This window comes from Dermabacter hominis NBRC 106157 (assembly GCF_001570785.1).
In the GTDB taxonomy this organism is placed as follows: Bacteria; Actinomycetota; Actinomycetes; order Actinomycetales; family Dermabacteraceae; genus Dermabacter; species Dermabacter hominis.
The window spans coordinates 21,699-41,239 of the sequence record NZ_BCSI01000010.1; the positions used below are offsets into that span (position 1 = coordinate 21,699).

The 19,541-nt window shown below is 64.0% G+C and carries 18 protein-coding genes; 8 read left to right on the forward strand and 10 right to left on the reverse strand.

Annotation, left to right across the window (positions count from 1 at the left end; genetic code table 11):
- Positions 1 to 27 precede the first annotated feature (27 nt).
- Positions 28 to 861: a class I SAM-dependent methyltransferase gene (locus tag DEHOM01_RS08220; RefSeq protein ID WP_061212329.1), complete on the forward strand. Its 834-nt coding sequence runs from the start codon at positions 28 to 30 to the stop codon at positions 859 to 861.
- A 9-nt stretch (positions 862 to 870) separates the two neighbouring features.
- Here the strand turns inward: DEHOM01_RS08220 and DEHOM01_RS08225 are convergent, their stop codons facing one another.
- Positions 871 to 1,500 carry a DUF6318 family protein gene (locus DEHOM01_RS08225; protein ID WP_061212330.1) on the reverse strand — a complete coding sequence of 210 codons (630 nt, stop codon included), beginning with the start codon at positions 1,498 to 1,500 and terminating at the stop codon, positions 871 to 873.
- 199 nt (positions 1,501 to 1,699) lie between these two features.
- Here DEHOM01_RS08225 and DEHOM01_RS08230 point away from each other — a divergent pair, with 199 nt between their 5' ends.
- On the forward strand, positions 1,700 to 3,433 hold the full coding sequence (locus tag DEHOM01_RS08230; protein ID WP_061212362.1) for an ABC transporter ATP-binding protein: 1,734 nt from the start codon (positions 1,700 to 1,702) through the stop codon (positions 3,431 to 3,433).
- Entirely contained in the window at positions 3,430 to 5,424 is a 1,995-nt protein-coding gene (locus DEHOM01_RS08235; RefSeq protein ID WP_061212331.1) for an ABC transporter ATP-binding protein, read from the forward strand. The genes DEHOM01_RS08230 and DEHOM01_RS08235 overlap by 4 nt, the downstream gene beginning before the upstream one ends.
- Positions 5,425 to 5,428: 4 nt before the next feature.
- Here the strand turns inward: DEHOM01_RS08235 and DEHOM01_RS08240 are convergent, their stop codons facing one another.
- Positions 5,429 to 6,550: an aldo/keto reductase gene (locus DEHOM01_RS08240; RefSeq protein ID WP_061212332.1), complete on the reverse strand. Its 1,122-nt coding sequence runs from the start codon at positions 6,548 to 6,550 to the stop codon at positions 5,429 to 5,431.
- A 127-nt stretch (positions 6,551 to 6,677) separates the two neighbouring features.
- Here DEHOM01_RS08240 and DEHOM01_RS08245 point away from each other — a divergent pair, with 127 nt between their 5' ends.
- The 3 genes from DEHOM01_RS08245 to DEHOM01_RS08255 are packed head-to-tail and all read left to right on the forward strand — an operon-like array spanning position 6,678 to position 9,423.
- The gene (locus tag DEHOM01_RS08245) at positions 6,678 to 7,640 is read left to right on the forward strand and encodes an ABC transporter substrate-binding protein (protein WP_061212333.1); all 963 of its coding nucleotides are present in this window, start codon (positions 6,678 to 6,680) and stop codon (positions 7,638 to 7,640) included.
- A complete protein-coding gene (locus tag DEHOM01_RS08250) occupies positions 7,637 to 8,590 on the forward strand; it encodes an amino acid ABC transporter permease (RefSeq protein ID WP_061212334.1) in 954 nt (317 codons plus the stop codon). Before DEHOM01_RS08245 ends, DEHOM01_RS08250 begins: the two co-directional genes overlap by 4 nt.
- 50 nt (positions 8,591 to 8,640) lie before the next feature.
- Complete coding sequence (locus DEHOM01_RS08255) at positions 8,641 to 9,423, forward strand: amino acid ABC transporter ATP-binding protein (protein ID WP_061212335.1); 783 nt, start codon at positions 8,641 to 8,643, stop codon at positions 9,421 to 9,423.
- Between the two features lie 53 nt (positions 9,424 to 9,476).
- Here DEHOM01_RS08255 and DEHOM01_RS08260 read toward each other — a convergent pair whose 3' ends face one another.
- Together DEHOM01_RS08260 and DEHOM01_RS08265 are read right to left on the reverse strand one after the other, a co-directional pair.
- Positions 9,477 to 10,076, reverse strand: a complete 600-nt coding sequence (locus DEHOM01_RS08260) for a hypothetical protein (protein WP_061212336.1) — start codon at positions 10,074 to 10,076, stop codon at positions 9,477 to 9,479.
- 25 nt (positions 10,077 to 10,101) lie between these two features.
- Positions 10,102 to 11,346 carry an App1 family protein phosphatidate phosphatase gene (locus tag DEHOM01_RS08265; protein WP_061212337.1) on the reverse strand — a complete coding sequence of 415 codons (1,245 nt, stop codon included), beginning with the start codon at positions 11,344 to 11,346 and terminating at the stop codon, positions 10,102 to 10,104.
- A 119-nt stretch (positions 11,347 to 11,465) separates the two neighbouring features.
- Here DEHOM01_RS08265 and DEHOM01_RS08270 point away from each other — a divergent pair, with 119 nt between their 5' ends.
- Complete coding sequence (locus DEHOM01_RS08270) at positions 11,466 to 11,993, forward strand: arsenate reductase/protein-tyrosine-phosphatase family protein (RefSeq protein WP_245630694.1); 528 nt, start codon at positions 11,466 to 11,468, stop codon at positions 11,991 to 11,993.
- Positions 11,994 to 12,039: 46 nt separating this feature from the next.
- Here DEHOM01_RS08270 and DEHOM01_RS10010 read toward each other — a convergent pair whose 3' ends face one another.
- The 6 genes from DEHOM01_RS10010 to DEHOM01_RS08300 form a co-directional block, all read right to left on the reverse strand.
- Positions 12,040 to 13,407, reverse strand: a complete 1,368-nt coding sequence (locus DEHOM01_RS10010; RefSeq protein ID WP_156468334.1) for a hypothetical protein — start codon at positions 13,405 to 13,407, stop codon at positions 12,040 to 12,042.
- Between the two features lie 228 nt (positions 13,408 to 13,635).
- Positions 13,636 to 15,276 (reverse strand): phosphoglucomutase (alpha-D-glucose-1,6-bisphosphate-dependent), encoded by a 1,641-nt coding sequence (gene pgm, locus DEHOM01_RS08280; protein ID WP_061212340.1) that lies wholly within the window; start codon positions 15,274 to 15,276, stop codon positions 13,636 to 13,638.
- Between the two features lie 39 nt (positions 15,277 to 15,315).
- A complete protein-coding gene (locus DEHOM01_RS08285) occupies positions 15,316 to 16,161 on the reverse strand; it encodes a hypothetical protein (protein WP_061212341.1) in 846 nt (281 codons plus the stop codon).
- 108 nt (positions 16,162 to 16,269) lie between these two features.
- The gene (locus tag DEHOM01_RS08290; protein ID WP_061212342.1) at positions 16,270 to 17,337 is read right to left on the reverse strand and encodes an inorganic phosphate transporter; all 1,068 of its coding nucleotides are present in this window, start codon (positions 17,335 to 17,337) and stop codon (positions 16,270 to 16,272) included.
- Positions 17,337 to 17,966: a DUF47 domain-containing protein gene (locus DEHOM01_RS08295; protein ID WP_061212343.1), complete on the reverse strand. Its 630-nt coding sequence runs from the start codon at positions 17,964 to 17,966 to the stop codon at positions 17,337 to 17,339. Before DEHOM01_RS08295 ends, DEHOM01_RS08290 begins: the two co-directional genes overlap by 1 nt.
- A gap of 209 nt (positions 17,967 to 18,175) precedes the next feature.
- Positions 18,176 to 18,823, reverse strand: coding sequence for a hypothetical protein (locus DEHOM01_RS08300; RefSeq protein WP_061212344.1), 648 nt, complete (start codon positions 18,821 to 18,823; stop codon positions 18,176 to 18,178).
- Positions 18,824 to 18,932: 109 nt separating this feature from the next.
- On the opposite strand from DEHOM01_RS08300, the gene DEHOM01_RS08305 reads away from it, so the two are divergent.
- Positions 18,933 to 19,541, forward strand: coding sequence for a DUF4126 domain-containing protein (locus DEHOM01_RS08305; protein ID WP_061212345.1), 609 nt, complete (start codon positions 18,933 to 18,935; stop codon positions 19,539 to 19,541).

Sequence of the window (19,541 nt, forward strand, 5' to 3'; positions counted from 1 at the left end):
CCGCGGCTAGGGTGGTCTTTCGTGACCATGAACGACAGGCGAAGCACTCCCGGCCCGATCCCCAACATTTCGGGCCGGGATGAACCGCGCTATGGATCGCGGGAGCGCAAAGTGGAACTCGCGAAGGGGTTTTTAGGCGAGGGCGACGGCTACGACGAGTTGAGGCCCGGGTACCCGGCTGAAGCTCTCGACCTGATCGTGGCAGCCGTCGGAACCGCTGCACGCCCCCGCGTGGTTGACCTAGGGGCCGGAACGGGAAAGCTTTCGCTCGCTCTCGCTGAGCGAGGCTGTCGCGTCACTGCGCTCGATACGAGCGAGACGATGCTCGAGGTCGCGCGCGCGAAGGCGCTCGCGGGCCAGGTGGCGCAGCGGTTCGAGGCGTGCGTGGCGCCGGCAGAGGCTACCACTCTTGAGGCGGGAAGCGCGGATCTCGTGACTGCCGCGCAAGCGTGGCACTGGTTCGAGCGGGATGCGGTCAGCGCCGAAGTTCGCAGGATTCTCGCGCCAGGCGGTGTGCTCGCTCTCGTGTGGAACACGCTCGATGTGAGCGTGCCGTGGGTGCATCGATATTCGCGGATTGCCCACGCGGGCGACGTCCAGCGCGAGGGTTTTCGCCCCGACGTGGGCGAAGGGTTCACGCTCGTCAAGCGTCACGTTGAACACTGGGTAGATGAGCGCCCCACGTGGGACTTCGTACGGCTTGCGACGACCCGCAGCTACTACCTCACCGCTTCGGAAAAGACCCGAGCGAAGGTCCTCGACAATCTCGACTGGTACCTCCACGAGCACCTCGGCCACAACCCCGGTAGCCGGGTCGCGATGCCGTACCGCACGGACCTCTTTCTGTACAGGCCCGTCTGACCGGCTGTCTTAACCAACCGCCATCGACGTCACGCGCCAGTGGCCGTCAACGAAACGAAGACCTACGGAAAACTTCCCCTGCGACGCCCCGCGCGTTGCGGGCTCGCGCGTCGGGTCATCGATGAGCTTTGCGGCGGCCTCGTGGAACGTCGCGTCGACCTTCGCAGTCGTCGAGGCTCCATCACTCGCACCGTTGCCCTTCGTGAGCGTCACCTTCTCGTCGCTGAGGGTGATCTCGCCGCCTACGATCCAGCCTCCGGCGGCATGAAGCTGCTCCGCATTGTCAGCAAAGCGCGTACACTCCTCGCACGACGGGTCCATGAGTTCGCGCCACGCGCTCGTGTCACCGGTGCCGATCATGTAGGCGTACACGGCAAAGAGATATGTGGTGGCTGCTTTTGCTCCCGCCTCGGTTTCGTCGTCGATACCCGGGAAGTCCGCGCGCGATGGTTCCGTGGTGTTCGTCGGCTTTGGCTGGGTCGCGGGATCGACCTTTGCGCGCGTGTCTTGCGCGGAGTCGGCCACCTGCCGACCGTCCTGATCGTTTTGCGTGAACTGCCCGATCCCCACGAGCCCCGCGGGGATAATGAGGGCAAGAGCGAAGATCAGGACGACGATGCGCTGGGTCGTTTTACTCACCGCTCAAGGCTAATACAGCCCCTCGGCGGACGGCAGAATCGGCCGTGAGCGATCACCTTAGTCGCGAAGCAGCATTGGTTATATCCTTTTGGCATTGTCACTGCGGGCGTGGCAGGCGTCGGCCTCTCCTTACCCGCACGAGCACGAAAGGTTCTTCTCTCTCGTGACCCTCTTGAGACTCCTCTGGCGCTACGCGAAAATGTCGTGGCTTTCTCTCGTGCTCGTCGTGGTGTTCGAAGCTGCGGCGCAGCTTGCCGCCCTCTACCTGCCCACGCTCAACGCTGACATCATCGATCTCGGCATCGCCAAGGGCGATATCGACGCGATTTGGCGCCTTGCCGGCTGGATGCTTCTCGTCAGCCTTGCCAATATTCTCGCCCTCTGCGCCGCGAACTACTTCGCGGGTCGGGTGGCGATGAGGCTTGCGCGGGACGTGCGCACCGATGTGTTCAATCGCGTGCAGTCCTTCAGCGCGAAAGAAATCAGCCACTTCACTCCCGCTTCGCTCATTACGCGCAACACGAACGATGTGCAACAGCTTCAAAACCTGTCGTTCTTCGGCCTCATGTTCCTCGTGTCCGCGCCGATCACCGGCATCGGCGGTGTCGTTCTCGCGCTCCAGCAAGAGGCGCAACTTGCGTGGCTGATCGCGGTCATGGTGCCGCTCATGCTCATCGCGATCGGCGTCATCGTGCTGCGTGCGGCGCCCCTGTTTCGCGAGATGCAGGAGAGGATTGACGAGCTCAATCTCATTCTTCGCGAGCAGATCACGGGCATTCGCGTGGTGCGTGCATTCGTCCGCGAGCCCTACGAGCGGGATCGTTTTGAGGTGTCGAACGAGCGCTTCACGCAGATCAATCGACGGGTGGGGCACCTGATCGCGTTTATCAACCCGATCATCATGTTTCTGCTGTCGTTTAGCTCGGTGCTCGTGCTGCTCGCGGCGGCGGGCCCAATCGACCGCGGCGAGATGCAGGTCGGTTCGATCGTCGCGTTTATTTCCTACCTCATCCAGATCCTCATTGCGGTCATGATGGCGACGTTCATGACGATGATGATTCCGCGTGCGATGGTCTCCGCAGAGCGCATCACGGAGGTGCTCGATACGCACAGTTCGGTGGTGCTTCCTGCTCCTGAGGTCGCCGTTCAACCGGGGGACCCGCGTGTAAGTGAGCGCGCCGAGCTCGAATTCGACGACGTTACGTTCGCGTATCCGGGCGCGGAGCGGCCCGTGCTCGAGGGCATTTCGTTCAAGGCCCACGCGGGGCAAACGGTGGCGATCATCGGCGGAACAGGCTCGGGCAAAACCACGCTACTCGGCCTCATCTCGCGGCTCTTCGACGTGACGGACGGCGCCGTCAAGGTCAACGGTGTGGATGTGCGTGAGGCGGCGCCTGAGTTGCTTCACGGTCGCCTCGGTTACGTGCCGCAACGCCCGTATCTTTTTAGCGGAACGGTCGCCTCAAATGTGAGGTTTGGTCGACCGGAGGCGAGCGACGAAGAGGTGTGGCATGCCCTCACGATTGCGCAGGCCCGCGACTTCGTTGCCGAGATGCCCGAGGGGCTCGATTCCCCGATCGCCCAGGGCGGCTCAAACGTGTCGGGCGGTCAGCGCCAGCGCCTCTCGATCGCGCGGGCGCTCCTGTCGAAGCCCGACATTTACCTTTTCGACGACTCCTTCAGCGCGCTCGACCTGCAGACCGATGCCCGGCTGCGCTCGGCCCTGAAGCCCGAAACACGCGAGGCTCTCATGGTGATCGTCGCCCAGCGCGTCTCGACCATCACGAGCGCCGATCTGATCCTCGTGCTCGATCACGGCCGGATAGCCGGGCGCGGTACGCACGAGGAGCTCCTCGCGACGAACGAGACCTACCAGGAGATCGTCGCCTCGCAAGGTGCGGCTTCAGAGTTTGAGGAAGAGGCGAAGCAATGAGCGAGGACAAGAAGCAGAGCGAGCGGGGCCTGCGGCCCGGTCAAAAATCGCGGAACTTCGGGCCGTCGCTGAAGCGGCTTCTTCGCGAACTCATGGTCGAAAAGACGATGTTGCTCGGCGCGATGGCGATCGGCGTCCTCTCGGTGATCCTGAGCGTGATCGGCCCGAAGATTCTCGGCCGCGCAACCGACATCATCTTCAACGGCGTCGTCTCGAAGCGGTTGCCGGCTGGCGTCACGAAGGAACAGGTCGTCGCCGGATTGCGCGCAAGTGGCCAAGAGCAGCTTGCGGACATGGTCTCGGGCATGGATTTGAATCCCGGTCACGGGATCGACTTTGGCGCGCTCAACACGGTTCTGCTCACCGTCACGATCCTGTACGTGCTCGCGGCATTCTTCACGTGGCTCGAAACGCGCATGCTTATTCGCGTGGTGTACCGCAGCATCTACCGGCTCCGCCGCGACGTCGAAGAGAAGCTGCACCGCGTGCCTCTCAGCTACTTCGATTCGCGTCGGCGCGGGGACCTCTTGTCGCGCGTGACAAACGACGTGGATAACCTGCAAAACACACTCAACAACACTCTCGGCGGCATCATTACCTCGGGCCTCACGGTGCTCGGCACGATCATCATGATGTTCGTGATCTCGCCGATTCTCACGCTCGTGGCGCTCATCGTGATCCCGCTCGCGCTTGTCATTACCGCGGTGATCGGCAAGCGCGCCCAGAAACTCTTTGGGGAGCAGTGGGATGCGACGGGTGAGGTGAACTCGGAGGTTGAGGAAGCGTTCTCCGGCCACGAGATCGTGTCGGTTTTTGGTCGCCAGGGCGATCTGCGCGCGAGCTTCGAGAAGAAGAACGCCGAGATGTATCGCGCGAGTTTTGGTGCGCAGGTAGTCAGTTCGCTCATCATGCCGTTCATGATGTTTGCGGGGAACCTGTCCTACGCGGCAGTGGCGCTCGTGGGTGGCCTCAAGGTCGTCTCGGGGCAGCTCACGCTCGGTGATGTGCAGGCCTTCATCCAGTATTCGCGCCAGTTCACGCAGCCCGTGTCGCAGCTCGCGTCGATGGCCACGCAGCTTCAGTCGGGCGTTGCGTCGGCCGAGCGCATTTTCGAGTTTTTGGATGCCGAGGAGCAGGTCCCGGAAAGCCCGGGGGAGGGGTCCGACGCTCGCCGGCCCAAAGCCGAGGCCGTATCGCCCGGTCGTGGCGAGGTGCGGTTCGAGCACGTGCGCTTTTCCTACTCGCCCGAGAAGCCTCTCATTTCTGATTTGTCACTCGTGGCGAGCCCCGGGATGACTGTTGCGATCGTGGGCCCCACGGGGGCGGGCAAAACGACTCTCGTCAACCTCATCATGCGCTTTTACGAGATCGACGGTGGCACGATCACGATTGACGGCGTGGATACGCGCGAGATGACGCGCGATGAACTCCGTAGCCGCACCGGGATGGTGCTGCAGGATACGTGGCTGTTCAAAGGCACGATCCGCGAGAACATCCGCTACGGCCGCCTCGATGCGAGCGACGAGGAGGTGCTTGAAGCCGCCAAAGCCACTCACGTGCATGACTTCGTGCAGCACCTTCCCGAGGGGTACGACACGATCATCGACGACGAAGGTTCGAGCGTGTCTGCCGGTGAAAAGCAGCTTCTCACGATCGCGCGTGCCTTCCTCGCGCGGCCCGAGCTGCTCATTCTCGATGAGGCGACCTCAAGTGTCGATACTCGCACCGAGGTCCTCGTGCAGAACGCGATGAACACCCTGCGCGAGGGGCGCACCTCATTCGTGATCGCCCACCGACTTTCGACGATTCGCGACGCCGACGTGATTCTCGTGATGGAACACGGCGACATCGTCGAGCAAGGTACCCACGACGAGCTTCTCGCGGCGGGCGGCGCCTACGCGCGGCTGTATCGCTCGCAGTTCGAGGGTGCGATCAGCGAGAGTGAGAGCAGTCCTGGGCAGGAGCTGCAGGCTTCTGCCCAGGACGGCTAGATGCTCAGTCTTCTGGAACGGGATCGGCGAGGATCGCCTCGATCCTCGCGATCTCGTCGTCGCTGAAGTGTGTTGCCGGAACGCTCTCGCCCGCGCGCACGATGGTTCGTGCGGCGGCGATGTTCGCACGCAGCTGCTGCACGCTCGACGCCCCGACGATCGCGGACGTCACGACGCGCTTACGCAGAACCCATGCGAGGGCCATTTGCGCGAGGCTCTGCCCGCGGTCGTCGGCGACGCGGCTGAGCGCGCGCACCTTCTCGAGGTAGCGGGGATCCTTCGCGACGTCTTCCCCGAGGAACACGTTCTGCGCGGCGCGTGACCTCTCGGGAATGCCCGTGAGGTAGCGGTTCGTGAGCAGCCCTTGCGAGAGCGGAGAAAACGCGACGACCCCGATGCCGAGCCGCTCGCATACGCCGAGGAGCGAATCTTCTGCATGCCCGCTCGCGCTCTCCTCGGGGGTGCGGGTGAGCATCGAGTAGCTCGCCTGGTTGACAACGAGCGGAACACCCATCGTGCGCAGCATCGTTGCCGCTTCGCGGGTTTTCTCGGGGGAGTAGTTTGAGATGCCCGCGTAGAGCGCCTTGCCGCTCTTGACGGCGTGCGCGAGTGCCCCCATCGACTCCTCAAGCGGGGTCGAGTCGTCTTGGCGATGGTGGTAGAAGATGTCGACGTAGTCGAGGCCGAGGCGCGTGAGCGATTGATCGAGTGAGGCGAGCAGGTACTTCCTGCTGCCGCCGTCGCCGTACGGCCCGGGCCACATGCGAAAGCCTGCCTTGGTGGTCACGAGGATTTCATCGCGGTGGGCTGCGAGGTCTTTGCGGAGAATTTCACCGAAGACTTCTTCGGCGCTGCCCGCGGGCGGGCCGTAGTTGTTGGCGAGGTCGAAGTGGGTGATGCCGTGATCGAACGCGTAGTGCACGATCTCGCGCTGACGCGAGAAGTCTGCTTTGGGGCGTTCACGAACGTCGTGTTCAAAGCCGCCTTCGAAGCGTTCGCGTCCAAAGTTGTGCCAGAACCCGAGGGAGATCGGCGGGAGCAGAAGCCCCGAAGTGCCGAGCCGGCGGAAATGCCCGTAGCTTTCTTCATTCATGGTTGCGCGGCTCGTGGGGGTGCTCTCGTTCATGGTGGCCTCCTTGCCGAGAGATGCTTGTGATCCCAGTGTAATGCCCGTCACCGAGGCTTTCGACCCCGCTGTATGTCACACTGTGGACGCCTTGCATCGAACGCATAGCCATGCATACTATTGCAAAATGATTCAAACCGGTGAATGTGGATCCGACGCCAGTGCGGCAACCGTCGGAACCTCCAGGCGCACATTCCTGCGAGCCCTCCCCGCCGCTCTCGTGGCAAGCGCCCTAGCCCCAAGCCTCGGCGCGTGCACGCGTGCTTCCGAAGAGCTGGCGGCTGAAGCGAGCCTCATCCCCGAAGTGGACTTCAGCGGGATCGAGTACCAGGAGGACATCGCCGCGCTCCTTCCCGAAGAGATCCGCGCGCGAGGCGAACTCGTCAACGGTGCCGAACTGAGCTATGCGCCCGGCGAATTCCTTAGCAACGGCAAGGCAGTCGGCTACGACATCGACCTGCTCACTGCACTCGGCATCGTGTTCGGGCTCAAAACCCGCACCGAATCGGCGGTGTTCTCCCAGATCATTCCCGCGGTGGGAAGCAAGTACGACGTGGGAATCTCCGGATTCACGGTCAACGAGGAACGGCTCCAAACCGTGACGATGGTGAGCTACTTCGAAGCCGGCATCTCCTACGCGGTCAAGAAAGGCAACCCCTACTCCATCGACCCGCACAAACTGTGCGGCAAACGCTCCGCGGTGCAGGTTGGCTCCTACCAGGAGGAAATCGCTCTCGCCGCCGATGAGCAGTGCCGCGCCGAAGGTCAACGCCCCGTCGACGTCCTCGCCTACGCCAATAACTCCGACGCCGTCACGAACGTCGCGGGCGGTAAGGCCGATGTGCTCATTGCCGACTCACCCGTCACGAGCTACGCGATCGCTCGTTCGCGCGGGAGCCTCGAACAGGTAGGCGACGTCGAGGAATCGGCACTCAATGGGATCGTCGTCAAAAAGGGCGAGGATCAACTCGCGGAAGCGCTGCGCGCTGCCGTGCAACACCTCATCGACACGGGAGCCCTGCGCACCATCATGAGCGCGTGGGGCAACGACGCGGGGCTTATCGAGAAAGCAGAGGTCAAAAAGGCATGAACACGAGTATCGATACCCCGATCCCGAACCGGATCCGCGCGAAGCGGGCCCCGAGGCCAGGAACATGGATCGCCGCGGTCATCACCGCGCTCCTCAGCGCGTGGCTCATTGTCTTCGCCGCAGGCAATGAGGTCTTTGAATGGGACGTCGTTGGGACCTACCTCTTCGACGTGAAGGTCGTTCGCGGCGTTGGTTGGACCCTGCTGCTCACGCTCGTGTCGATGATCATTGGCACCATCATCGCCCTCACCGCCGCGATCATGCGCTTGAGCTCCAACCCCGTTCTGCGCGGCGTCTCGTGGGCGTACATCTTCGTGTTCCGCGGCGTGCCCGTCTACACGCAGCTCGTGTTCTGGGGTCTCATCACGGTGATCATTCCGAAGGTCGTGATCGGTGTGCCGTTCGGGCCCGAACTCTTCAGCTTCTCGACGCGAGATTTCTTTACCGCGTTCTGGGCAGCCACGGTCGCACTCGGCCTCAACGAAGGCGCCTACCTCGCGGAAATCATGCGCGCGGGCCTCACGAGCGTCGAGCGTGGCCAAAGCGAGGCCGCGAAATCCCTCGGCATGAAGAACTCGCTCATCCTGCGCAGGATCGTGCTTCCGCAGGCCATGCGCGTAATTATCCCGCCGCTTGGCAACGAAACGATCGGAATGCTCAAGACGACCTCGCTCGTCCTCGCGGTGCCGTTCACGCTCGATCTCACCTACGCATCGAACTCGATCGCGAACCTTCTGTTCAAGCCCGTGCCGATGCTCATCGTCGCAGCGCTGTGGTACCTCGCCGTGACGAGTGTGCTCATGGTGGGCCAGTACTACATCGAGCGCTACTTCGGCCGCGGCTTCGACGATCGCGCCGCGGTGCGCCCCGGCAAACGAGCCTCGCGCCAGACATCCGTGAACGCGGCCGGCACAACCCCGAAGGACCCGCTGCCGGAGGTTGAGCTGTGAGCGCAGGGGCACATGTGGCAAGAACAGAAAACAGTGGCGAGGAAGGTGACATGAGCAAGGCCGCAGAGCCGAAGGTTCGGCTCGAGAACATTCACAAGGCATTCGGGGACCTGCACGTCCTACGGGGCGTTGACCTCGAGGTGGGCGACGGGGACGTGTGCGTGCTCATCGGACCCTCGGGCTCGGGTAAATCCACGCTCCTACGCTGCATCAACCAACTCGAGGAACCCACGGGTGGGAAAGTCCTGATCGACGGAGAACTGCAGGGGTACGCCCCGGAACCGCTTGCCGACGGTCGCTGGCAAAAACTCTCCGAAAAGGACATCGCCGCGCAGCGCTCCCGCATCTCGATGGTGTTCCAGCGCTTCAACCTGTTCCCTCACATGACGGCCCTCGAGAACGTGAGCGAAGCGCCAATCCACGTGCGGGGCATGTCGAAAGGTGAGGCGCGTGCGCGATCGCTTGAGCTTCTCGAACGTGTCGGCCTCGGCGACCGCGCCGACCACTACCCGAGCGAGCTCTCAGGCGGGCAGCAGCAGCGCGTCGCAATCGCGCGGGCCCTCGCGATGGAGCCCGAGATCATGCTGTTCGACGAGCCGACATCGGCACTTGACCCCGAACTCGTTGCCGAAGTGCTCCAGGTCCTCAAGGATCTTGCGGCCGAGGGCCAGACCATGGTCGTCGTGACGCACGAGATCGCCTTCGCGCGCGAGGTTGCCGACCACGTCGTGTTCATGGATGGCGGTAAGGCGGTCGAGGCTGGGCCGCCGAGCGAGATCCTCGATAACCCGCGCTCGGAGCGGCTCAAGGCATTCCTCGCGAGCGTGCTGTAGGGGCGGCGCGACACCCCTGTGACTACGCGAGAGGGAGCCTCGGCACTTGTGCGCTAGCGCGCGAGGCTCGAGGCACGCGCGATGATGTCTGCCGCGGTCACTCCAAGCTTGTCGCCGCTGTAGCGCAAGTGGCGGTGAGGCAAGTGAACGATCAAATCGCTCCTGCCAATCCCGCGGAACTTGGCCTCGTCGAGACGCACATCGCTCCACGGGTAGGTCTCGTACTGTCCCGGGTCTGCGACGAGGCCGAGATATTCGGGGTCAATCCACAGTCCAACACCGTCGATCGCACGACCCCACTCGTAGGCCTCCGCGCCCGTTGGCGCCAGGGGCGGACCTGGCGGGTTCTCGCGACGCGAAAGAAACACTCGATCGTAGAGGTTGCGACCGTCTCGATAGAACACATACCCGAGGAGGGCAAAAACCGTTCCCGAAGTGACGAGCGAAATGAAAAAGATGTGGATACCGAACGCCTTCTTCAAGGCGATGTCCGCGAGAACTCCCGCGATGAGGAGCGCGACGAGCGCGGTCACGTGCCGCCCACAAAACGCGAGGAGGGCCTGCCAGTAGCGGCGGGCGCGCGCCTCGCGCGGACTCGCGGCGTCGGCGAGACCGCCATCGTCGTAGCGGACGGTAAAGGTCCTCTCGCCCATGCCTGCCCCTCTCTCCACCCTGATTTTAGTGGTGGCCGAGGATCCCGATTGCGCGCGCCGCCCGGATAAGGCCAAAACCATCGGGTGCGCTGACCCACGGCACCCCCTGGCGCTCGTGCACGCTCTCGAGAGCAGTCCCGGGCGCGTGCGTGGAGCTGGCGCTGGCCTCAACGTTTGAGGAAGGCCCGACGGTTGCCGGGCGATCGTCGGAACCGTTTCGACCAATCGTGCTGCGCCACACCTTCGGTACGGCATCCACGAGGGCGCGCGCGAGGGCGCCAATCGATGCGAGGGGGCGTTCGGCACCGTGAGCGAGGTCCTGCTCGTCGTCGGTGAGTTCGCGGATCGCTACCGCGGCGACCGACTCCGGATGCTCATCGACCACGCTTCCGTAGATCGAGGGGTCGTGCTGACCGTCGTCGCCCACGAGGAGCCAGCGCGTATTCGGGAACATCTCGCGCAGGGCGGCGAGAGTCGTGAGCTTGTGGCGTGTGCCCGAGCGGAAGAAGCCCGTATTGGTGGGGCCCCAGTCGGTGAGGAGAAGCGGGCCGGCAGGGTACCCGTTCTTGAAAAGGAAGCGTTCGAGCACGGGCGCGACGTTCCACGCTCCCGTCGAGAGGTATATGAACGGGGTGTTCTCACCGTAGTGGCGGCGAAGCTGCTGGTAGAAAACGGCCATCCCGGGAACGATGCGGCGGGAGGCCTGGGAGATCACGAAGGCGTTCCACCCGGCGATGAGGGGGCGGGGCAGGAGCGTGATGAGGACCGTGTCGTCGATGTCGCTGACGACCGCGATTTCTTGCGCCTCATCATCGAAAACGTGGACGTTCGCCGTGACGGTGTTTGTGCCATCGGTGCTGAGGGAGAGCTCGTGGATGCCGGGGGCGAGCTCTACGGCAATGATCTCGTCGATAATGCCGGAGCGGTCAGCGTACGTCTCAAAGACCTGTGGGCCCTTGGCGGTGCTCACGGTGACCGTAACTCGAACGTGCGGGTCGATCTGCGACGTGAAATTCCGAAAGCCGCGCCGCGCAAGCGAGCGCATGTCGTAGACCGGAGGATCGAAATGATCCGGGCGCGTACCGGCGCCCGCGAAGAGAACGCGCCCGAGCACGCGTACTTTTGTGGGGGAGCCATACGCGGTATACGGCTGGACGCGCGCCTCGTAGCCGAGGGTGCGCAACACGCGTGCGACTGCGGTGTTCTTTTTGTCTTCGAGGCGCGCCGACCAATGGGGACGATCCAGTCGCGAGAACGCGTGTGAACCCAACGCGCACCTCCATGCACTTCAGATCGCGGCAAAGACCCCCGGCGGGAGCCACCCCATACTAGTTGACGCGCCGGGTACGACCCTTAACGCTCGCGCCGAAAATGCGGCAAGATAGGGGCGTGAGCAAGTACCGAGTGTTGACAGTGTGCACGGCGAACATCTGCCGTTCGCCCGCGGCCGCCGTCATGCTCAAGACCGGCCTCGAGCAGGCCGGTCTCGCGGGTCTCGTCGAGGTTGAAAGCGCGGGAACCACGTACGAATCCGAAGGGTTCCCCATGGACGATCGCATCGTCCTTGCCCTCGAGCGCGCTGGCTATAGCCCGGATGCGCATGCAGCCCGCACCGTTCTCGTCCACCAGCTCGGCGAATGGGACCTCGTGCTCACGATGAGCACGAAACACCTCGCGGAAATGACGCGCAAACTCGAGGCGATTCCCGAAGGCGTCGAGCCGCCCACGCTTCACATGTGGGGTGAATTCGATCCGGCGAAGCCGGCAGTTGCTGAGCCCGAGGATCTCGAGGTTCCCGATCCGTTCTACGAGAGTCAGAAGTTTTTCGACCGCACCGTGCTCAAGATGGAGCGCGCGGTCCCGTCGATTCTGCTATTCATCAAGTCGCGCCTTCGTGAGCGCGGCGAGATCGCCTAGGTCGGATCGCCCTGCCTTTGCCTGAACAAGGCTGACTCGCGGGCCTCTACGGTCGCTTTGCTCGCGCCCTGAGCGTGAGGGCACCAAGACTGCCGGCAACACCAACGCCTACCGCGACCGTACTCGCGAGGATGGTTTTGAGCGTGCCGAGGGCGCTGCCATCGGGGTTGGTCCACACGGAAAGAATCGTGTCGACCTTCTCTTCGTCCGTACCGAGAACGTCATCTGCTGGCGGAGTTGAACCGTCGGTGGGGGCCTGCGTGGGGTTGAGGCGAACGCCAGGTGGGGCGGTTTGCGATTCCTCGGTCGTGGGAACGGTGAGGGCGGGGATCTCAGTTTGTTGGCTCGTCGGAGCCGGCGCGAGAGCGAGTCCCGAATTCTCCTGTTCGGGCACGAGCAGCGGCGCGGGGGAGTCGAGTGGGGGTTCGGCCGCCGGTGCGGACCCGGCATTGACTTCGGATTCAGTGGTGTGCTCGGGCGCGAGATCCGGTGCAAGAGACTCGGGGCGCTCGTGCGGTGAGGAGGCGACGGCCGGGGCGTCCGTAGGAAGTTGCTCGGGCTCGGGCTCGGGCTTGGGTTCAGGCTCGGGCTTGGGTTCAGGCTCAGGCTTAGGGCTCGGCTGCGGGGCGGGCTCCGATGCAGGCGCGGGTGACGGCGCTTCCGACGGTGCAGGAGCGGGCTCCAGGTTCGGCTGTGGGGCGGGCTCCGCCGACGGCTCCGGCGATGCTTCCGGTTCGGGCTCGGGCGATGGTGCGTCCGTGGGGTCCGTGGTGGGTGCTGGCTCCGGGGCAGGTTGCTCCGTGGGCTCCGGCGATGCTTCCGGTTCGGGCTCGGGCGATGGTGCGTCCGTGGGATCCATGGTGGGTGTCGGCTCCGGGGCGGGTTGTTCCGTAGGAGCCGGCGATGGTTCTGGTTCGGGCGATGGTGCGTCCGTGGGATCCACGGTGGGTTCAGGTTCCGGGATGGGTTCCGGCTCCGGGGCTGGCTGCTCCGTGGGTTCCGTGGTGGGTTCCGGCTCCGGGGCGGGCTGTTCCGTGGGATCCGGTGACGGTTCTGGTTCGGGCTCGGGCGCGGGGGCCCAGATAAAGCACGGATCCTCACCCGGGTGCTCGATCCACCACTTCACCCAGCGGAAGCCCGCGAAAAAGAAGTATTCCTCGCCCGGCACAACGCACTTGGGGGCATCGGGCTGAGCCGGCTCAGCGCCGCTCGTGGGGCTGTCAGAGGCAGAAGGTGCCGACGGTTGCGTAGAATCGCCCGCCGCGAAGGCTAAAGGCGCTGCCGGGATTCCCGACAGTGAAAGTGCCAACGCGATCGCGCCCGCGCGCGCGGCGAGACGGCGATGCCGCGATGGGAGACTGCGTGCCGGCGCGTGGTGCGCTGTGCGGCGCGCGCCGGTTCGTGAAATGGACATGCAGTCTCCCGGGGAAAGAGCGGTGTAGAGCGCGAAAATGGCGGTGCGAGAATCGCGCAACGGTGTCTAGAGTACGCGCCAGTAAGTGTCGGTGTCACCCCTGTTATCGTTTTGTAAGAAAAACTAGACCGATCGGTGCATGAATCGTCACCGCTTCGTCACAAAATTGGGAGTGCCCGTTCACCCGGACACTCCCAATTTTCTGCAAAAACAGTCTCTGAAAAGGGACTATTCGCTCAAAGCGGCATCGACAACGTCCTTGGCAGCGGCCTGGACGCTCTTGAGGTGATCTTCGCCCTTGAAAGATTCGGCGTAGATCTTGTAGATGTCCTCGGTGCCCGACGGGCGCGCCGCGAACCATGCGTTCTCAGTCGTGACCTTGAGACCACCGATGGGGTCACCCGAAGGGGCACTCGTCATGATCGCCGTGATCTCTTCGCCTGCGACGCTCGTGGCACTGACCGCCTCGGGAGAGAGGTTCTTGAGTTTCGCCTTCGCCTCCCGATCGGCGGGCGCGGAGATTCGCGCGTAGGCGCTCGCGCCGAATTCGTCAACGAGATCGCAAAGGTGCTCGTGCGGGTTTTTGCCCGTGACGGCCGTGATTTCTGAGGCGAGCAGGGCGAGGATGATGCCGTCCTTGTCGGTCGTCCACACATCGCCGTTCATGCGCAGGAACGACGCCCCCGCGCTTTCCTCGCCGCCGAAGCCCACTGACGAGTCGAGCAGCCCGGGCACGAACCACTTGAAGCCCACGGGAACCTCGAGCACCTCGCGGCCGATCTTTGCGCCGACGCGGTCAATGAGGGAACTCGAGACGAGGGTCTTGCCGATCTTGGCGTTGCTCGGCCATTCGGGGCGGTTATTGAACAGGTATGTGATGGCAACCGCGAGGTAGTGGTTGGGGTTCATGAGACCGCCCTGTGGCGTGACGATGCCGTGGCGATCAGAATCCGTATCGTTACCCGTTGCGATATCAAACTTTTCGCGCTGCTCGAGAACCGAGGCCATTGCCCACGGGCTCGAACAGTCCATGCGGATGATGCCGTCGGCATCAAGTGTCATGAACGAGAACGTCGGATCGACCTTGGGGTTGACAACCGTGAGGTCGAGCCCGTGACGCTCGGCGATGCGGGCCCAGTATTCAACGGCCGCGCCACCGAGAGGATCGGCGCCGATTCGCACCCCTGCTTTCGCGATAGCCTCGAGGTTCACAACGGAAGGAAGATCCTCGACGTAAGTCGTCGTGAAGTCGTAGCGCCCGGCGCCCTCAACCGCCTTCGCCGCACTGACGCGGCGTACCTCGCGAAGCCCGCCCGTGAGGATCTCGTTCGCACGATTAGCGATCCAGGACGTCGCGTCGGTGCCCGCGGGCCCACCGTGCGGCGGGTTGTACTTGAAGCCGCCATCGCGTGGGGGGTTGTGGCTCGGCGTTACGACGATGCCATCGGCGCGCGACTCATCGCTCGTGCTCTTGCCTCGATTGTGCACGAGAATCGCGTGTGAAACGGCCGGCGTAGGCGTGTACCCATCGCCCGAGTCAATGAGTACGGTGACGCCGTTGCCCACGAGCACCTCGAGGGCGGTGTCGAACGCGGGCTTGCTCAGCACGTGGGTGTCGCGGCCCATGAAGAGTGGGCCGCGGATCCCTTGCCCCGCGCGGTACTCGATGATCGCCTGCGTGGTCGCCGCGATGTGGCCCTCATTGAACGCCGTATCGAGAGAGCTGCCGCGGTGCCCGGAGGTTCCGAAGCTCACCGCTTGATCGGGGTTCGCTGGATCCGGCTGTCGCGAATAGTAGGCATTGACAACCGCGGCCGGGTCGATCAGATCGGAAGGGAGCGGGAGCTTCCCCGCCCGTTCGTGAACCATGGAAAACTCCTCGCTTCCTTTGTGCCCGCGTGGGCTCTCTTAATTCCTGCTGCGGCCGATCGCGCGGACGATCATGACGATGATGCCCACGAAGAAGAGCAGGCCGCCGATGAGGCCGCACACGAGGGAGCCGAGGCCCCAGCCGATCCCAGCGCCGACCATGTTGAGCGGGTTGATCGGGCCGATGACGGACACGGGTGCACTCACGCCTTCACACGTGAGCGTGCCTTTGCCCTCGACGTTGTTCGCTATGAACGAGTCTTTATAGGTGACGTACTCCTGCCCGTCAATGGTGAGGGACTCGGAGTCCGACGAATCCGCTTCGGCTTGAAGCTCGGTTCCGTCCTCGAGCACGGCCTTGCACGTGGCATTCTCAGCGTCGACTTTCGGAATGTAGACGACCATTACTTCAAGGCCGTCGACCTCGAAGTCGTAGGTGGCCTTGCCATCGGCGAACTCGCTGTTGGCCTTGTCGAGCTTCGAAAGATCGCCCATCTCGCTCACAAAACCCGAACCGGTGCGCCACACCGCAACGCCGAAGAGAACCGCGGAAACGATCAGGAGAAAGACGCCGATGAGCGTCAGGATGATGCCGATGGGCTTTTGCTTCGGCTTCACGGCCGCGCCACCGTAGCCATAGGGAGTGCCGTAGCCCCCGAAGGCGCCCTGTTGAGCCTGCGGTGCGTACTGGGGCTGCGAGTACTGATTCTGCGGCTGGAACTGCTGGCCGCTTTGCGAGTACTCGGGTGCGCTCTGGTACGGGTTCGAGCCCTGCGGCCCGGAAGCGCTCGGCTGACCATACGAGTTGTACTGGTTGGGTGCCTCGTTGGCGCTTTGCCCGTAGGTGGGACGCGGGCGATTGTTGCCGTTGAAGGAATCGGACACGTGTGCCTCCAGGAAAGTCTAAGTAGGGACCGCGATCACGAAGGTGATGCGCTGCACGTTCAAGCCTACAAGGTTGCCTTTACGCCTAGTTGGAAAAGCGTGCGATGCTCACGCGAGCGCGACAAAGGCTGAACCCCACCCGAGCGCCGCGCACGCGAGCGGTGTGAGTGCCCACCACAGCGCGATCCGTCCGAGCACATGCCAGGAAACCGACCTTTTCGAGGCGGCTAGCGACGACCCCACGATGGAGCCGACGAGCGTAAACGACGAGGACAGGGGGAATCTAAGCCACACGCTCGCACCGTAGAGCAGGAGGGCGGTTGAGGTCTCTGCCGCGAGGCCCTGGCTCACTGTGAGGTCCGTCAGGCGCCGGCCTAGTGTTCGCACGATTTCGCGCCCGCCCACGAAAGTGCCAAGGGCCATCGCTCCCGAAAGAAGCACCGCGATCCACAGCGGAAGGGCGGCCAATCCCGCGTGGGAAGAAAGGAGGTGGCCGAGGGAACCGTCGGACTCCGGGCCGTGCGTGTGGGAGCCGATCGCACCGGATTGCCCGAGCCCCGCGAGCGCCACGACGACGATCGCGAGTGGCAGGCGGATATTGCTCAGCCCGTGCCCGAAGGCGACGAGCCCCGCGGTGACTGTTTGCGTCCAGCGAACGGTTTGCGTCGTCAGGTGTCGCTTGGACTGCAACCCGCTTACGGCTCGCGTCAGGGCGAAACTCAAGGCAAAACCGACGAGGGGGCCGATCAGCACCGGGATAAACACGACAGCGATCGGGCTGAGCTGGCGCACGTCGCCGAGGGCACCCGCGAATGCGCCGGCAAGCGCGGCGAGAGTCGTGACCCACCCCGAGAGAGGAATGCCGCGCCACCACCCCACGATCAGGCACGCGATCGCGGTGATGATTCCGCAGGCGAGTGCGGTCCCGAGGGCGTCGGGTTGATCGAGAAGGGCTCCCGGGACGCCCACGATCTCCACGAGTGAGGACTGTAAAAACATCATGCTCACGAGGCCAAACATCGCCCCCGCGCCGTTCATGATTGCCGCGTAGGTAAGGGCGACGCGCTCGGGAAGTACTCGCGTGACGATCGTGGTCGTCACCGCGTTTGAGGCATCTTGGGCGCCGTTCGTGAACGCCCACACGATCGAAAGGGCAACGATGCTCCAGGTGAGCATCAGACGTCCTTGACTCGCAACAAATCGACGCAGTGCGAAAGATTCTGGAAAGCGAGCAGCACGCGCTCGAGTGCGGCGATCACTTCGCGCGTGCGCGCGGTTGCGGCGAAGTCCGAAGGGTTCGCGCAACCGTCCCACAGCTCGGCGATGGCCGTGCGGGAATGCTCAGAGGCATGGGTCGTGAGGCGCCGCATATCTTCGTCGAATCCTGAAAGCTGCTGCGGTTTGTCCAGTTGCCACGCGCACTGCACGACGAGTTCCGATGCGCGCTCGATGATCGAGAGGATCTCGAGAAGTCGATTCGGGAGCCTACCCACGTTGAGTCGTTGCGTGAGATCAGCCGTGCGCTCCATCTCGCTCACGCACAGTTTCATGGCGGCGGCGACGCCGTGAAGGGCATCGGCCTGGAACGGCGTGACGAGGCTTGTGGCGAGCCTGTTCGCGATCCTGTGGTTGAGTTCGGCCGCATCGATCATGTGCGTTTGGAGGCGGTCGAATGCCGAGGACCGGCCCTCTCCTTCGAGGGCGAGACTCTCCGCCAGGGTCTCTGCGCTGACCTGCACGCATTGCGCGAGGTCCGTGAAGATGTGATACACGGATTTTTCGCGAGGAGGGGAAAACAGCGGCATAGCCTCAGGGTACCGCTCGAACGTAACGAAATCGGGCGTGGAGAGGGTCGAACACCTCACGAAGAGGTGTGAAGCGCCGGACCGGGGGCGCCTGTCGGCGCGAAGGCCGCTCGTAGCGGCAAATGTTGGAGCCCGGGGCCACCGCGGCCCGGCGCGCACACAAGCCTAACAGTGAAGGGGGCGTGTGCTTCAACCCCGCGAATTGAGTGCTACGCGAGCGTGCCGGCCGCTGCTGATCGGGCTGCCTCGTTGAGTGCCTCGCCGGTTTTGAGGAGGCGATCGGCGCGCTTGGTGAGCTCCTCGGGTGTCGCGGGGGTCCCGAATGAACGTGCGAGTTCGGTGCGAGAGGCGGGGGAGTCGGCGGCGTGGGCCGATCCGTAAGCGGCGAGCATCGCGACGGCCGCCGCGCGCGAGAGCGCCACCGAAAGATCGCCCGTGAATGCGCCCGAGAGAATCGCATCGAGCGTCACGCGCATCGAATCGATCGTGGGCGGATCGCTAAACCCTACGAGGTAGGTGAGGCCCGGCGCCGTGGATTGACCAAGCTCGAACAGGCGCCGGACCTCGTCGGTATCGCGCTGAACCCACGTGTGCAGGACGTACAGTCGCCACAGGGCGCCCGGAAGCGAGGCCGGCTCCGCCCCGGACCACAGCGCAGCGAGATCTTCGAGGCCCTCCCGCTCAACGAGTCTCAGCACGCGCTCGACAACCTCGGGGCGGGCATTCTCGCGCGTCTCCCGCAGGAGCGCCGCAGCGCTCTCGTGCGCCGCCTGATTCTTGAGGGCAGGATCGACACCTCCCTCGATCGCCTCTTGACGCTGGGGGGACAGAGATGCTGGACGCCTAAACTGTGCCATGCGTCAACACTACCCGCGACGGCTCGCACCGCCTTTGGGTACGGTAGTTCCGACGGTTGCCGGCAGCCGTCGGACCCCATCCCCTTGGCCCCACCCGAAGGAGAACGCCGTGGAAGCCTTCATGATGACCCTTAGCTCCGGCGTGGTGAGCGGAGTGCGCCCGTACCTCATGCTGCTCGTGCTCGGTCTTGCGGGGCGCTTTCTCGAGGTGCAGGAGATTCCCCAGGTGATGCAGCGCACCGACGTTCTGGTGATTGCCGCGATTCTTGTGATCGTGGATTTCCTCGCGGATAAGGTGCAGTTTCTCGATTCGGTGTGGGATGGCATCAACAGCTTTGTGCGGCCCGTGGCCGGCGGCGCGATCGGCTTCCTGCTTGGCGGGGAGACGGACACGACGACCGCGGTGGTCTACGCGGCTGTGGGCACGTTCGCGGCACTTGGCACGCACGGCGCGAAAGCTGCGACGCGCGCGGCGGTCAATGTTTCGCCCGAGCCGGTCTCGAACGTGGTCGTAAGCGTGATCGAGGATATTGCTGCCGTGATCCTCTCGATTCTCGCGGTGCTGCTGCCGATCCTTGCGGGCATCGCCGCGGTTTTCATCCTGATCGCGGCGGTGGTTGCGATCGTCGTGCTCGTGCGGTTCGTGCGTCGATGGCGTGGACGCCGTGCCGCAACGAAAAGGGCGGCACCCGAAGGCGCCGCCCCTGATGTGAACTAG

What these genes read in the sequence shown, in the direction of transcription:
- DEHOM01_RS08220 (WP_061212329.1), top strand. Translation starts at nt 28, where the DNA reads ATGAACGACAGGCGAAGCACTCCCGGCCCGATCCCCAACATTTCGGGC.
- DEHOM01_RS08230 (WP_061212362.1), top strand. Translation starts at nt 1,700, where the DNA reads ATGTCGTGGCTTTCTCTCGTGCTCGTCGTGGTGTTCGAAGCTGCGGCG.
- DEHOM01_RS08235 (WP_061212331.1), top strand. Translation starts at nt 3,430, where the DNA reads ATGAGCGAGGACAAGAAGCAGAGCGAGCGGGGCCTGCGGCCCGGTCAA.
- DEHOM01_RS08240 (WP_061212332.1), bottom strand. Translation starts at nt 6,550, where the DNA reads ATGAACGAGAGCACCCCCACGAGCCGCGCAACCATGAATGAAGAAAGC.
- DEHOM01_RS08245 (WP_061212333.1), top strand. Translation starts at nt 6,678, where the DNA reads ATGATTCAAACCGGTGAATGTGGATCCGACGCCAGTGCGGCAACCGTC.
- DEHOM01_RS08250 (WP_061212334.1), top strand. Translation starts at nt 7,637, where the DNA reads ATGAACACGAGTATCGATACCCCGATCCCGAACCGGATCCGCGCGAAG.
- DEHOM01_RS08255 (WP_061212335.1), top strand. Translation starts at nt 8,641, where the DNA reads ATGAGCAAGGCCGCAGAGCCGAAGGTTCGGCTCGAGAACATTCACAAG.
- DEHOM01_RS08260 (WP_061212336.1), bottom strand. Translation starts at nt 10,076, where the DNA reads ATGGGCGAGAGGACCTTTACCGTCCGCTACGACGATGGCGGTCTCGCC.
- DEHOM01_RS10010 (WP_156468334.1), bottom strand. Translation starts at nt 13,407, where the DNA reads ATGTCCATTTCACGAACCGGCGCGCGCCGCACAGCGCACCACGCGCCG.
- pgm (WP_061212340.1), bottom strand. Translation starts at nt 15,276, where the DNA reads ATGGTTCACGAACGGGCGGGGAAGCTCCCGCTCCCTTCCGATCTGATC.
- DEHOM01_RS08290 (WP_061212342.1), bottom strand. Translation starts at nt 17,337, where the DNA reads ATGCTCACCTGGAGCATCGTTGCCCTTTCGATCGTGTGGGCGTTCACG.
- DEHOM01_RS08295 (WP_061212343.1), bottom strand. Translation starts at nt 17,966, where the DNA reads ATGCCGCTGTTTTCCCCTCCTCGCGAAAAATCCGTGTATCACATCTTC.
- DEHOM01_RS08300 (WP_061212344.1), bottom strand. Translation starts at nt 18,823, where the DNA reads ATGGCACAGTTTAGGCGTCCAGCATCTCTGTCCCCCCAGCGTCAAGAG.